The sequence below is a fragment of the Flavobacterium sp. genome (assembly GCF_965284515.1).
Classification (GTDB): domain Bacteria; phylum Bacteroidota; class Bacteroidia; order Flavobacteriales; family Flavobacteriaceae; genus Flavobacterium.
In genome coordinates, this window is sequence record NZ_OZ260089.1 from 1,492,106 (window position 1) to 1,506,640 (window position 14,535).

General features: G+C 32.8%; 13 protein-coding genes and 2 tRNA genes. 9 read left to right on the forward strand and 6 right to left on the reverse strand.

Features of this window, described 5'->3' with window-relative positions; all coding sequences use genetic code 11:
* Positions 1-50 precede the first annotated feature (50 nt).
* The 4 genes from ACQ65T_RS06860 (at position 51) to ACQ65T_RS06875 (ending at position 4,811) form a co-directional block, all read left to right on the forward strand.
* Complete coding sequence (locus tag ACQ65T_RS06860; RefSeq protein ID WP_430400343.1) at positions 51-536, forward strand: acetyl-CoA carboxylase biotin carboxyl carrier protein subunit; 486 nt, start codon at positions 51-53, stop codon at positions 534-536.
* 1 nt (position 537) lies between these two features.
* On the forward strand, positions 538-1,980 hold the full coding sequence (gene accC, locus ACQ65T_RS06865; protein WP_430400344.1) for an acetyl-CoA carboxylase biotin carboxylase subunit: 1,443 nt from the start codon (positions 538-540) through the stop codon (positions 1,978-1,980).
* 96 nt (positions 1,981-2,076) lie between these two features.
* The gene (locus ACQ65T_RS06870; protein WP_430400345.1) at positions 2,077-3,618 is read left to right on the forward strand and encodes an acyl-CoA carboxylase subunit beta; all 1,542 of its coding nucleotides are present in this window, start codon (positions 2,077-2,079) and stop codon (positions 3,616-3,618) included.
* A gap of 116 nt (positions 3,619-3,734) precedes the next feature.
* The gene (locus tag ACQ65T_RS06875) at positions 3,735-4,811 is read left to right on the forward strand and encodes a LysM peptidoglycan-binding domain-containing protein (RefSeq protein ID WP_430400346.1); all 1,077 of its coding nucleotides are present in this window, start codon (positions 3,735-3,737) and stop codon (positions 4,809-4,811) included.
* On the opposite strand, the gene ACQ65T_RS06880 is transcribed toward ACQ65T_RS06875, so the two are convergent.
* The 6 genes from ACQ65T_RS06880 to ACQ65T_RS06905 all read right to left on the reverse strand — a co-directional run bounded on the left by ACQ65T_RS06880 (position 4,808) and on the right by ACQ65T_RS06905 (position 10,330).
* A complete protein-coding gene (locus tag ACQ65T_RS06880) occupies positions 4,808-5,293 on the reverse strand; it encodes a GyrI-like domain-containing protein (protein ID WP_430400347.1) in 486 nt (161 codons plus the stop codon). The two genes, ACQ65T_RS06875 and ACQ65T_RS06880, sit on opposite strands and share 4 nt — an antisense overlap.
* Positions 5,293-5,811: a DUF4442 domain-containing protein gene (locus ACQ65T_RS06885; protein WP_430400348.1), complete on the reverse strand. Its 519-nt coding sequence runs from the start codon at positions 5,809-5,811 to the stop codon at positions 5,293-5,295. Before ACQ65T_RS06885 ends, ACQ65T_RS06880 begins: the two co-directional genes overlap by 1 nt.
* Positions 5,812-5,885: 74 nt before the next feature.
* Positions 5,886-6,122 carry a YdcH family protein gene (locus ACQ65T_RS06890; RefSeq protein ID WP_430400349.1) on the reverse strand — a complete coding sequence of 79 codons (237 nt, stop codon included), beginning with the start codon at positions 6,120-6,122 and terminating at the stop codon, positions 5,886-5,888.
* Positions 6,123-6,255: 133 nt separating this feature from the next.
* On the reverse strand, positions 6,256-7,569 hold the full coding sequence (gene rimO / locus ACQ65T_RS06895) for a 30S ribosomal protein S12 methylthiotransferase RimO (RefSeq protein ID WP_430400350.1): 1,314 nt from the start codon (positions 7,567-7,569) through the stop codon (positions 6,256-6,258).
* Positions 7,570-7,715: 146 nt separating this feature from the next.
* Positions 7,716-9,266, reverse strand: a complete 1,551-nt coding sequence (locus ACQ65T_RS06900; RefSeq protein WP_430400351.1) for an OmpP1/FadL family transporter — start codon at positions 9,264-9,266, stop codon at positions 7,716-7,718.
* Between the two features lie 35 nt (positions 9,267-9,301).
* Positions 9,302-10,330 (reverse strand): hypothetical protein, encoded by a 1,029-nt coding sequence (locus ACQ65T_RS06905; RefSeq protein ID WP_430400352.1) that lies wholly within the window; start codon positions 10,328-10,330, stop codon positions 9,302-9,304.
* A 100-nt stretch (positions 10,331-10,430) separates the two neighbouring features.
* Between ACQ65T_RS06905 and proS the strand changes: the two genes are divergently transcribed.
* The 5 genes from proS (at position 10,431) to typA (ending at position 14,478) form a co-directional block, all read left to right on the forward strand.
* Entirely contained in the window at positions 10,431-11,909 is a 1,479-nt protein-coding gene (gene proS, locus ACQ65T_RS06910) for a proline--tRNA ligase (RefSeq protein WP_430400353.1), read from the forward strand.
* 79 nt (positions 11,910-11,988) lie between these two features.
* Positions 11,989-12,060 (forward strand) — tRNA-Glu (locus ACQ65T_RS06915).
* Positions 12,061-12,071: 11 nt separating this feature from the next.
* Positions 12,072-12,143, forward strand: a tRNA-Glu gene (locus tag ACQ65T_RS06920).
* A 153-nt stretch (positions 12,144-12,296) separates the two neighbouring features.
* On the forward strand, positions 12,297-12,548 hold the full coding sequence (rpsT, locus tag ACQ65T_RS06925; protein WP_430400354.1) for a 30S ribosomal protein S20: 252 nt from the start codon (positions 12,297-12,299) through the stop codon (positions 12,546-12,548).
* A gap of 133 nt (positions 12,549-12,681) precedes the next feature.
* Complete coding sequence (gene typA, locus ACQ65T_RS06930; RefSeq protein WP_430400355.1) at positions 12,682-14,478, forward strand: translational GTPase TypA; 1,797 nt, start codon at positions 12,682-12,684, stop codon at positions 14,476-14,478.
* Positions 14,479-14,535 lie beyond the last annotated feature (57 nt).

Consider the following 14,535-nt stretch of genomic DNA (forward strand, 5'->3'; position numbering starts at 1 on the left):
TAGTAAAACGATTTCTTTTCCTTATTTTTACGCCACTTAAAAGTAAAAACATGAGTAATCATTATAAACTAAACGTAAATAACACTTTTCAATTTGATGTTGAAAATGATGCTGTTTCTCAATTAGATGCTGTAAGTGTTGAAAAAAATAAATTTCACATTTTAAAAAACAACACGCCTTACCAAGCAGAAATAATCGCTACCGATTTTATTAATAAAACATACACAGTTAAAGTTAACAATTCAACTTATACGGTTGCAATTGCAAATGCTTTAGATATGCTTATAAAAGAAATGGGGTTTGAAGTTGGTGCATCTAAACAGGTAAATTCAATTAAAGCACCAATGCCAGGTTTAATATTGGAAATTTCGGTTGAAGTTGGTCAGGAAGTTAAAGAAAACGATCCTCTATTAATACTAGAAGCCATGAAAATGGAAAACAGTATTTTATCACCTCGTGATGGTGTAATTAAATCAGTTACCATGACAAAAGGAGCAGCGGTAGAAAAAGGAGCTTTATTAATTGAATTCGAATAAAATGAAAAAGATATTAGTAGCAAATCGTGGTGAAATTGCCATAAGAGTAATGCAAACAGCAAAGAAAATGGGAATTAAAACCGTTGCTGTTTATTCGGTTGCCGATAGAAATGCACCGCACGTAAAATTTGCAGATGAGGCAGTTTGTATTGGAGAAGCACCTTCAAGTCAATCGTATTTAAGAGGAGATAAAATAATAGAAGTTTGTAAACAACTTAATGTAGACGGAATTCATCCTGGATACGGATTTTTAAGTGAAAATGCAGACTTTGCCGATTTAGTAGAAAAAAATAACATCACTTTCATTGGGCCTAAGTCGAAAGCTATGCACATGATGGGGAATAAGTTAGCTGCCAAAGACGCGGTTAAAGATTATGATATTCCTATGGTTCCTGGTGTTGATGAAGCGATAACAGATATACCAAAAGCAAAAGAAGTTGCGGTAAACATAGGTTTTCCTATTTTAATTAAAGCCGCTGCTGGTGGTGGTGGTAAAGGAATGCGTGTGGTGAATAATGAAGCAGAATTTGAATCGCAAATGAATCGTGCAGTTTCAGAAGCGGTTTCTGCTTTTGGAGATGGCTCTGTTTTTATCGAAAAATATGTAGGTTCGCCACGTCATATCGAAATTCAAGTTATGGCCGATGGTTTCGGTAATATCCTTTATCTTTTCGAAAGAGAATGTTCGGTGCAACGTCGTCATCAAAAAGTAGTAGAAGAAGCACCTTCATCGGTGTTAACTTCAGAAATTCGCAAAGCAATGGGAGAAGCTGCGGTTAAAGTTGCAAAAGCGTGTGATTATATAGGTGCAGGAACTGTTGAATTCTTATTAGACGAGAATAAAAATTTCTATTTCTTAGAAATGAATACACGTTTGCAAGTAGAGCATCCGGTAACTGAATTAATCACAGGAATGGATTTAGTTGAAATGCAAATTCGTGTGGCTCGTGGTGAAGAATTGACTGTAAAACAAGAAGACTTGCAAATTACAGGTCACGCAATGGAATTACGTGTTTATGCAGAAGATCCTTTAAACGACTTTTTGCCAAGTGTTGGAAATTTGGAAGTATATGAACTTCCGGTTGGAAAAGGAATTCGTGTAGATAACGGTTTCGAACAAGGAATGGATGTGCCTATCTATTACGATCCAATGTTAGCGAAGTTAATTACCTACGGAAAAACACGTGAAGAATCTATCGAGTTAATGATAAAAGCAATTGCTGATTATAAAGTAGAAGGAATTAGTACAACATTATCTTTTGGAACTTTTGTAATGGAGCATGAAGCGTTCCGTTCAGGAGATTTTGATACTCATTTCGTGAAGAAATATTATGATGCAGAGGTATTGAAAGCACAAGCTGAAAAAGAAGCAGAAATTGCCGCTTTAGTAGCTTTGAAAAAATATTTGGAAGACCAAAAAGTTTTACGTTTACCAATAAATTAGTGATTAGTAAAAAGTAACTAGTAATTAGTTTTTAAGAGATTTCTGAATGCTAATTTCTGTCACCCTGAGCGCAGTCGAAGGGCAATTTTTAAAACTATGCAAGACAAAATAAAAACATTAGAAGATAAATTAGCCCAAGCCTATTTAGGTGGAGGTGAAAAAAGAATAGCAAAACAACACGAAAAGAAAAAGTTAACGGCTCGTGAGCGTGTAAATTATTTAATGGACGAAGGTTCTTTTGAAGAAATTGGAGCATTGGTAACCCATAGAACTACCGATTTCGGAATGCAAAACGAAATCTATTATGGTGATGGTGTAATTACAGGTTACGGAACCATTAATGGACGACCAGTATATGTTTTTGCACAAGATTTTACCGTTTTTGGTGGAGCATTGTCAGAAACACATGCAGAGAAAATATGTAAAGTAATGGACATGGCTCTAAAGGCTAATGTTCCTATGATAGGTTTAAATGATTCTGGTGGAGCACGTATTCAAGAAGGTGTTCGCTCATTAGGTGGTTATGCCGATATTTTCTACAAAAACGTACAAGCTTCTGGAGTAATTCCTCAAATTTCAGCAATTATGGGTCCATGTGCTGGTGGAGCAGTGTATTCTCCGGCTATGACCGATTTTACCATGATGGTAGAAGGAAGTAGTTACATGTTTGTTACCGGACCAAGTGTTGTGAAAACCGTAACGAATGAAGAAGTAACTTCTGAAGAATTAGGTGGTGCAAGTACACATTCAACAAAATCAGGTGTAGCACATATTACGTCTACAAACGATATTGAATGTTTGGAAGATTTAAAAAGATTATTGAGCTATTTGCCTCAAAGTAATAAAGAATTACCAACGAAATTACCTTACGAATTAAACGATGAGGTTCGTGAACAATTGGCAAGTCTTATTCCTGATAATGCGAATAAGCCTTACGATATGCACGATGTAATTAAAGGTATTATTGATGAAGAATCGTTTTACGAAATTCATAAAAATTATGCCGAAAACATCATAGTAGGTTTTGCACGTATTGGCGGAAGAAGCGTTGGAGTTGTAGCTAATCAACCGATGTTTTTAGCAGGTTGTTTAGATGTGAATTCGTCTATAAAAGCAGCTCGTTTTACACGTTTTTGCGATGCGTTTAATATTCCTTTATTAGTATTGGTAGATGTACCAGGTTTCTTACCAGGAACTGATCAAGAATGGAACGGAATTATCGTACACGGAGCAAAATTATTATATGCGTTAAGTGAAGCAACTGTGCCAAAAGTAACTGTAATTACACGTAAAGCTTATGGTGGAGCGTATGACGTAATGAACTCGAAACATATTGGTGCCGACTTTAATTTTGCTTGGCCAAGTGCTGAAATTGCAGTTATGGGCGCAAAAGGAGCTTCGGAAATTATCTTTAAGAAAGAAATTAGCGAAGCAGCTGATCCTGCAGCAAAATTATTAGAAAAAGAGGCAGAATATGCGGAGAAATTTGCTAATCCATACAGTGCAGCACAACGTGGGTTTATCGATGAGGTTATTTTACCACAAGATACGCGTAGAAAGTTACTCAAAGCGTTTAGTGTTTTAGAACATAAAACAGTAGATACGCCAAAACGTAAACACGGAAATATTCCTTTGTAAAAAACGAAAAACCGCCAATTGGCGGTTTTTTATATAATAAAACAATCTGGATAACGTTAGTTTTCCTATCTTGGCACGCTTTTAGCAAAACTTAAAACGCATACTAAATTTTCCAGATGAAATTATTCAAGGTCATTGTTTTTATTTTTATTTTAAATTCCTTTTTTGCTTTTGGTCAAGAAACCATTAAACATAAAGTGGTGCAGGGCGAAACCATTTATGGAATTGCTAAAAAATATAATATTAAAGCAAATGAAATTTATGCATTAAATCCAGAGGTAAAAAATAAACCTTTGCAATTAAACGCAGTTTTAATTTTGCCAAATAAAGCATACGTTGCAAATTCAGGTGTTAACTTTCATAAAATAGAGAAAGGCGATACTTTTTACGGAATTGCTAAAAAATACAACTCTACAATTGAAAAATTAAAAAAGTATAATCCAAACATAAATCCTTCCGATTTAAAAATAGGAATGCAAGTAAACTTGGTTGCTCCCAAAGTTGAGGAAATTGTTGAGATTGTTCCTGTTGAATTAAATTCGGTTGATGAACCTGTTATTGCTCAAGATGAAGAAGAGTTTTCTAACGACTTAATGCACGTTGTAAAAGCTAAGGAGACTTTATATCGTATTGCAAAACAATACAAAACTACGGTTGTAAAATTAAAAGAATTAAACCCAGAAGTGGTTAATAGTTTGCCTTTGGGTTACCATTTGATTATAAAGAAAGGAGAAGTTTCTGATGAAATTGTGCAAGCAGTAAATGAAGATGAATTAGCTGAAGTTGCTCCTTTAGACGAAACAGCAGCTAGCAAGGCTCATTTTTTAATTGAAAAAGCATCGCAATATATTGGAACACGTTATAGAAGCGGCGGAACAACTGCTGCAGGTTTTGACTGTTCTGGTTTAATGTGTACAACATTTAAAGAAGTTGACATTGTTTTACCACGAACTTCTGGAGGTCAGGCTACATTCGGAATTAAAGTAAAACGAAAACAAGCGCAAAAAGGCGATTTGATTTTTTTTGCGACTAATAGAAAACGAACCATTAGTCACGTTGGAATGATTACCGAAGTTTCTGATAATGAAATTAAATTTATTCATTCTTCTACTTCTTCAGGTGTAATTACATCTTCTTTAAACGAGCCTTATTATTCCAAAAGATTCGTTCAAATTAATCGTGTTTTGAATTAATTTTTTATAATTATAGGCACCCAAATTTCTTCTTCTGATTCTGGATTTTCATGCCCTAAATAGTTGTCGCTCATCACAGCAAAATGAGGTTTGTCGTCTAATTTGTATTTAGATTTTGGAAGCCATTCTGCATAAATATATTGTGAGGTTTTATAAAAATCTGCACTTGTGCCTTTGTGAATGAAAACAGCATAATCGCCAGCAGGAATTTCAAATGTTTCAAAACTTTCAGGTACAAAATCGTAGTTTTTTACTTCTACTAATGCATATTGAGTGAATTCTGTAGTAGGTGTAAATTCATCAAAACTTTCACCATTATATACTTGAAGTGAAAATAAATCAGCACTTACTGCATTTTTTACTTCTTTTAATCGAGGCATTAATTGTTGCCAAATTTTTACAGTTTGGTCGTTAGCCATGGTTGTTTTTATTGAAAATCCAATCGTTTTCTTAGCGTGTATTGTTTTTATGGTTGGTTGCATTATTGTCGGTTTAATTTTTTCTTTTTAGCTTCATAATGGCTTTTTGTACTGATGTAGATAGTTTTGTCAACTATTGCAAATATTTGGTCATTTCTCCCTTGAATAGTTAGATTTTTAATTATATCTATTTCGTTATTTTTAGTAACATCTTCCTTTATTTTAATGATTTCTTGCTCAGTAAATTCAAAAATAGCATAACAATGTTGATTGGCAGGTTTTTTAAAACGAATGTTAGTTGCTTTATCCCAAACTACATAATCATCACCTAAAATTTGTAACAATTGAATCATGTAAATAGGATCAGTTGCAGAAAGCATGCTTCCTCCAAACATAGTTCCCATATAATTGCGATTCTTATAGTTTAATGAAATTTTTATTTTTACTCTATGAATATCTTTTGAAACCTCGATTAATTGAGCGTTTGTTCGACGATACATTGGGGAAATGTTGAATAAAATTTTGAATAAAATATTCTTTTTAAAATACTTAGATAGAAAAGCGAAAATTGCCTTGTACATTCTTTTTAACCAAAGATAAAAAATCCTTTCCAAACGAATGAAAAGGATTTAAAATTTAGTTTTAATTTGTTGGTTTAGTTTTGGTTTAAGTAGGCGTAAATCTCATCTTTTACGCGTACCCTTTCTACTCTAAGATTATTTAGAGTTTCATCAGAAGCTGGTTCTGAATCTGTTTCAATTCTATATATTTCATGATCTAGCTTGTCGTATTCTTCAAATAAGTTTTTAAAATGATTATCATTTACTTTTAAATCATGAATTTTTACTTCAAATTCTGGAAAATCTACTGTTAATTGATGCTTAGTAATCATATTTATCGCTTGTTTAATTAATATATTCAAATTTACAACATAGCTTTCCTATTTGAAATGATATTTGTCATGTGAAAATAAAAAAGTCCTCATTAAATTAACGAGGACTTTTTTATTTATCGTAAATTGAAAATTATACTATTGGTTCAGCATATAAATCAAACTCAGTAGCTTCGGTTACTTTTAACATAACAAAATCGCCAGTTTTTAAATAATGTTTAGAAGCATCTACTAAAACTTCATTGTCAACATCTGGACTATCAAATTCGGTTCTTCCAATAAAATGCTCGCCTTCTTTTCTATCAATTACACATTTGAAAACTTTACCGATTTTCTCTTGATTTAACTCCCAAGAAATTTGTGCTTGAATATCCATAATTTCCATAGCACGTTGTTGTTTTACTTCGTCTGGAACATCGTCTTCAAGATTATAAGCATGTGTGTTTTCTTCATGAGAATAAGCAAAACATCCTAAACGTTCGAAACGCATTTCTTCCACCCAATTCTTTAAAATTTGGAAATCTTCTTCTGTTTCTCCAGGATATCCAACGATTAAAGTAGTGCGAATTGCCATTTCAGGAACTGCTTTTCTAAAGTCTTTTAGAAGATTAGTTGTTTTTTCATTTGTAGTTCCTCTACGCATCGATTTCAAAATATTGTCTGAAATGTGTTGTAAAGGAATATCAATATAATTACAAATTTTAGGTTCTTTTTTCATAAGGTCTAAAACTTCCATAGGGAAACCAGTAGGGAAGGCATAATGCAAGCGTATCCATTCAATTCCTTCTACTTTTACTAAATTTTCTAAAAGTTCTGCTAAGTTTCTTTTTTTGTACAAGTCTAAACCATAATAAGTTAAATCTTGCGCAATTAAGATTAATTCTTTAACACCATTCTTAGCTAATTTTTCAGCTTCAATTACTAGGTTTTCAATAGGAGTAGAAACGTGTTTCCCTCTCATTAATGGAATAGCACAAAAACTACACGGTCTATCACAACCTTCTGCAATTTTTAAATAGGCATAATTTTTTGGAGTGGTAGTTAAACGTTCTCCAATTAATTCATGTTTATAATCTGCACCTAATGCTTTTAATAATAATGGTAATTCTGTAGTTCCAAAAAATTGATCAACATTTGGAATTTCTTTTTCTAAATCGGGTCTGTAACGTTCCGATAAACATCCGGTAACGAAAACTTTATCAACCAATCCTTGCTCTTTTTTTTCAGCATATTCTAAAATAGTATTTACCGATTCTTCCTTTGCATTGTCAATAAAACCACAAGTGTTAATTACAATAATGTTTCCTTCGTCTTTTGTAGCTTCATGAGTTACTTCTTTACCATTGGCTTTTAGTTGACCCATTAAAACTTCACTATCATAAACGTTTTTAGAACACCCTAATGTAATTACATTGATTTTATTTTTCTTTAACGACTTGGTTCTCATATACTTAAAAATTGAGGTGCAAAATTACAATAAATTATTCATTAGAAGTACTTACGTATAGATGTTTTTTAAAAGTAATTTTTGAACATAAAAAAACCCGACAAATTAAAGTATTTGTCGGGGATTATGCTTTTAATGATCTTAATTTAAAAATTTATTGAATAAGTTACGGTAATGTTGTTGTTTATTTGTTTAATTCTTGCTGAATCATTCATTCCAGATGAAATTAAACTTTGGTTGTAGTCTCTACGGTCATTTGAATAGGATAAGTCTAGTTTGCTTTCTCCAAAATTGTATCCAATTCCTCCTGAATAACCTGTTAAGTCACTCATTACATAGTTGTTTTTGTATGGGCTTTCTTCAAAACGATATCCTCCACGTAAGCTCCATTGTTTTATTTTGTACTCCCCACCAATTCTATATTCAAAAGTGTTTGTTAGGTTTTGACTCATTTGATTGTTTAAACTTCTAAAGAAAGAGTCTCTTGTAGGTCTAAATTTCGTTGAGCTGTAATCTTTAGTTATTAAGTCAATACTGATTAACCCTTTTTTGTTTATTATGTATGCTAAACTACCTGTCCATTTGCTTGGAGTTTGTATTTTATAGGTAGGGTAGATATTAATTACGTTTGGAGCTATAGTACTATTGAAATTTGTTGTTCCATCTGTAGTTCTAGTATATAATGCTTGTGTTAGTTCATCGTTTAATGTGTACCAAGTAGGTGATTCGTAAGCTAATCCTAATCTTAAATCTTCTGTTACTTTAGCAATTGCTCCTAAATTGAATGAAAATCCTGTCCCATAGGTGTACAATTCATTGTCAAACTGCATAGATTCAACAGTTAGCCCGCTAGAATAAAGAGGGTTGTTGTTGCTTTCATACAATGAAGATGTTCTTACATAGTCAGTAAAGTGGAAGTTTAAATTCATTCCTAAAAATATCTTGTCTTTATAGGCAGTAGCAACATTTGCAGCTACTTTGCCATTGTATCCTGTAGATTGAATATAATTATCTTGATAATAATTTCCTCCAGTAGGAATATTGGTATAGTAATCCGTATTGTTTGGATCGTTATCATCAATAGCTTCAAATAAAAGACCTTGGTAGCCTAATAAGGCTTGTTGAGCAGGGAAGCCTAATCCTCCAGTTTCACCTAGATATGCATATAAGCTAGATATGCTTTCTCCAGGTTGAAGTTGTAAATTACTTAAAGGAAGACCTTGAGCAAAATTAATAAAATAGTTTCCAATAGAATTGTTTGGATTTATACCTGCTGAAAATATATTGTTATCAAAATTATTAGTGTCTTCATAATTTAATGCAATTGCAATTTTATTCCAATCGTTATTTTCTTTTGAATTGGAATTAAAGACTAAAACAGCACCTAACTGATTAATATCTAAGGTCCCATATGATTCTTTTGTAGTAGTATTAAAATAATTTGATTTATTATATTTATTATAGTTTGTGCCAGAAATACTTGCATAATTATTTGTAAAAATAACCGATCCAGCTGGATTTATGTTTATGGCAGACAAGTCTCCACCAACGGCTCCAAATGCTCCACTCATACCTCTAAATCGTGCAGTACCATTTAAATTATCAACAGCATATCTTAATGCATCTGTTGTCGTTGTTTCTTGACTGTATCCCAACAAACCGCTTCCTATTAATATAGTGTATAGTATCTTTTTCATAAATAGTTTTTTTAATGGATTTTTAGTTCAATAAATTAGAACCCACCTCTTCCACCTCTAGATCCGCCTCCTGAGCGTCCACCTCCAAAGCCTCCACTAGAGTGTCCACCTCCAAAGCTTCCACTTGAAGAGCTACTTCTTGGAGAAGAATAACTGTTGTTGCTTCTTGGAGATGAAGAATTGTTGTTATTTCTTGGAGAACTAGAACTTCTTGGTTTTACATTTCCATTGTTTTGAGAGCTTCTCGGATTTTGGAAAGTAGAATTGTTGTTTCTTGGTTGATTATTCCTTGGTTGAGTTGTGTTGCGAGGGTTATTATTTCTAGGAGAACCAATGTTGTTTCTAGGAGAAGTTGCGCTTATGTTATTATTTCTTCTGCCCCCATTGTTATAATTAGATCTTCCGCTATTTCCATAATATCCGCTTCCGCCTCTTCTTCCTCCATTGTATGCATAATTTCTTCCGCGATAGAAACCATTGTTGTATCCATAATATGGATAGCCATATCCATACCATCCGTTTCCATACCATGAGTTCCAACCCCAACCCCAATTAGGACCATAAAATGAATTCCATCCCCAGTTGCCACCGTACCATGAGTTCCATCCCCAACCCCAGTTGTTTCCATACCAATTATTCCAACCTATTCCCCAATAAGGTGAATTCCAATTGTTCCATCCCCATCCAGAATTATTGTAATAATTAATTGTTACATCACTAGAATTGTTTCCCCAGCCAGCATAATTTCTTGAACTCTCATCGTTATCATAAACTACTACAACAGTATCTTCGATGTTTGAAGAGTAGTTCTCTACATCTGTGAAGTAATCATATTCATTTTGCATGCTTTTAAATTGGGTAGCATATTTATTAGATTGTTCTAAATTCTGTTCAGAATATCGATTGTTATAATTTTCTTGAGGTCTTTCGTTAGTTCCATAAATTCCATCATTATCATAATAAGATGAATTTTGGTATGAACCACATGAAACAACAAACAAACTCAATAGTCCGATTAAGGAAAATGAGTTAAAATTTCTTAAATTAAGTAGAATAGCTTTCATATCTTTTTTTTTTATTGTTGCACAACACAAAAATAGTTAGTTTTGCAGAACTATTTTATATAGTATAAATATAAACAAAATTTGTGCCAAAATATTAAAAATGAGCAAGAACCTAACAAAAAGAGAAGAAGATTATTCTAAATGGTATAATGAATTAGTTGTAAAAGCTGATTTAGCAGAAAATTCCGGAGTTAGAGGGTGTATGGTGATTAAGCCATATGGCTATGCAATTTGGGAAAAAATGCAAGCGGAATTAGATAGAATGTTTAAGGAAACTGGACATCAAAACGCATATTTTCCTCTTTTTGTTCCTAAAAGTATGTTTGAGGCAGAGGAAAAAAATGCAGAAGGCTTTGCTAAAGAATGTGCAATTGTAACTCATTATAGACTGACAAATGACCCAGACAATAAAGGAAAATTAATAGTTGATCCAAAGGCTAAATTAGAAGAAGAATTGATAGTTCGTCCTACGAGTGAAGCTATAATTTGGAGTACATATAAAGGTTGGGTACAGTCTTATAGAGATTTACCATTATTAATAAATCAGTGGGCTAATGTTGTAAGATGGGAGATGCGAACGCGTTTATTTTTAAGAACAGCTGAGTTTTTATGGCAAGAAGGGCACACTGCGCATGCAACAAAAGCTGAAGCAATTATTGAGTCTGAAAAAATGATGAATGTATATGCTGATTTTGTTCAGAATTTTATGGCAATCCCTGTTGTAAAAGGGCTAAAAACAGAATCTGAACGTTTTGCTGGAGCTGAAGAAACTTATTGTATTGAGGCGCTAATGCAAGATGGCAAGGCGTTGCAAGCTGGAACTTCTCACTTTTTAGGGCAAAATTTCGCAAAAGCATTCGATGTTAAATTCGCAAATCAAGAAGGTAAGCAGGAATATGTTTGGGGTACATCTTGGGGGGTTTCAACTCGTTTAATGGGTGCGTTGGTAATGACGCATTCAGATGATAATGGATTAGTATTGCCTCCAAATTTAGCTCCAATTCAAGTTGTTGTTGTGCCAATTCATAAAACAGACGAGCAATTAGAAGAAATTTCAATTCAAGTAAATGAATTGGTTGCTTCTTTAAGAAAAATTGGAGTATCTGTTAAGTTTGACGATAGAACAACTCATAAGCCAGGATTTAAATTCGCTGAATGGGAGTTAAAAGGAGTTCCTTTACGAATAGCTATTGGTCCTAAAGATTTAGAAAATGGAACTTATGAAGTAGCTAGAAGAGATACTTTGACTAAAGAGATTGTTTCTAAGCAAGGAATTGAAGTTTTTATTCAAAATAAATTAAATCAAATACAGGAAGAATTATTTACAAAAGCAGTTGATTATCGAACAGAACATACAACTGAAGTAAATGATTTTGAAGAGTTTAAAAAAGTTTTAGATACAAAAGGAGGTTTTATTTCTGCTCATTGGGACGGAACTGCAGCTACTGAAGAAAAGATAAAAGAACTTACTAAAGCAACAATCAGATGTATTGCTTTAGATAGAGTGGAAGAGGCTGGAAAGTGTGTGTTTACTGGTGCTCCCTCAGTAGGAAGAGTCTTGTTTGCTAAAGCGTATTAAAAAAAATAAAAAAAAATTAACTGGTACTTGCAGGAATAAAAAATAGTTGTATTTTTGCATCCGCATTAGAGAAATAAAAGGTCCGTTCGTCTAGGGTTTAGGACGCATGGTTTTCATCCATGTAACACGGGTTCGATTCCCGTACGGACTACAAAAATCTCAGGCCCGTTCGTCTATCGGTTAGGACGCATGGTTTTCATCCATGTAAGAGGGGTTCGATTCCCCTACGGGCTACAAATTAGTTGTAGATTAGTTTTATAAAATAAAAGTTAGTGTCTCTGATTTTTGTTTTATTAGTTAAAACCAAAGTGATTGTATAATTGTGGGAGGTTTTTCTTTTTAGGCTAGTAGTTTATAAATAATTATTACAATTAAAAAAGGTAGAAAATGGCAAATCATAAGTCAGCTTTAAAGAGAATTAGAAGCACAGAGAAAAAAAGAGTTTTAAATAAGTATCAACACAAAACTACACGTAATGCTATTAAAGCAATTCGTTTAGCAACTGAAAAAGCAGAAGCGTTAGCAAAATTACCATCTGTATTTTCTATGATTGATAGATTAGCTAAAAAGAACATTATTCATTCTAATAAAGCTTCTAATTTAAAATCTAAATTAACTAAACATGTTGCTAAACTTTAATTAGTTTAGTATTCAAAATATTTAAAAAGCCCTAATTAGAGGGCTTTTTTTTATATTCAAAATTCAACTTGTTAAATATTTTATTTTTATATTAAAATAAAGCGTACCTTTGCACCTCCAAAAAAAGACTTAGATGACATCTATTAGAAACATTGCAATTATTGCCCACGTTGACCACGGTAAAACTACTTTGGTTGATAAAATTATGTATCACTGTCAGTTATTTCGTGATAACGAGAATACAGGTGATTTAATCCTTGATAATAATGACTTAGAGCGTGAAAGAGGAATTACTATTACTTCTAAAAACGTTTCTGTTTCTTATAAAGGGACAAAAATTAATATAATCGATACTCCGGGCCACGCCGATTTCGGTGGTGAAGTTGAACGTGTATTAAACATGGCAGATGGTGTATGTTTATTAGTAGATGCTTTTGAAGGGCCAATGCCTCAAACTCGATTTGTATTACAAAAAGCTATTGATTTAGGTTTGAAACCTTGTGTAGTTATTAATAAAGTAGATAAAGAAAACTGTACTCCTGAAGAAGTTCATGAAAAAGTTTTTGACTTAATGTTTGAATTAGGTGCTACAGAAGAGCAATTGGATTTTCCAGCTGTTTATGGGTCAGCTAAAAATAACTGGATGTCTGATCATTGGGAAAACGTAACTGATAATGTTGAAGCATTATTAGATATGGTTATCGAAAATGTACCAGCTCCTAAAGTTTCTGAAGGAACGCCGCAAATGTTAATTACATCTTTAGACTTTTCAAGTTTTACTGGTCGTATTGCAATTGGACGTTTAGAAAGAGGTGTTTTAAAAGAAGGTATGCCAATATCTTTAGTAAAAAGAGATGGTAAAGTAATTAAATCTAGAATTAAAGAATTACATACTTTTGAAGGTTTAGGTCGTAAAAAAGTTGAAGAAGTAATAGCGGGAGATATTTGTGCAATTATTGGAGTTGAAGGTTTTGAAATTGGTGATACTATTGCAGATTTCGAAAATCCAGAAGCATTACAAACAATTGCAATTGATGAGCCAACAATGAGTATGTTGTTTACAATTAACGATTCGCCTTTCTTTGGAAAAGAAGGTAAATTTGTTACTTCTCGTCATATTAGAGATAGACTGACTAAAGAATTAGAGAAAAACTTAGCAATGAAATTGGGTGAAACTGATTCTGCTGATAAATTCATGGTTTTTGGTCGTGGTGTACTTCATTTATCTGTTCTTATTGAAACAATGAGAAGAGAGGGTTATGAATTACAAATTGGACAGCCACAAGTTATTATTAAAGAAATTGATGGTGTTAAATGTGAGCCAATTGAAGAGTTAACAATCGATTTACCAGAAAACCTTTCTGGTAGAGCTGTAGAATTTGTTACTATTCGTAAGGGCGAAATGCTTTCTATGGAAGGTAAAGGTGAGCGTATGATTATTAAATTTAATATTCCATCACGTGGTATCATTGGATTACGTAATCAATTGTTGACTGCTACTGCTGGAGAGGCAATTATGTCACACCGTTATATTGGATATGAGCCTTTTAAAGGAATTATTCCAGGACGTAACAATGGTTCGTTAATTTCTATGGAAAATGGAAAAGCAATTCCTTATTCTATTGATAAATTACAAGATCGTGGTAAGTTTTTCGTAGAACCAAATGCTGAAATCTATGAAGGTCAAGTTATTGGTGAGAACTCTCGTAGTGATGATATGTGTATTAATGTAACTAAAGCGAAGAAACAATCTAACGTTCGTTCATCTGGGAATGATGAAAAAGCGAGAATTATTCCTCCAATCATTTTCTCTTTGGAAGAAGCTTTAGAATACATTCAAAAAGATGAATATGTTGAGGTAACTCCTAAGTCTATTCGTTTAAGAAAAATATATTTAACAGAAAATGATAGAAAACGTTTCAAGATCTAATCATTTTATATGTTTTTATATAAAATATAGTATTTTTGAACCACGCTTTTAAGCGTG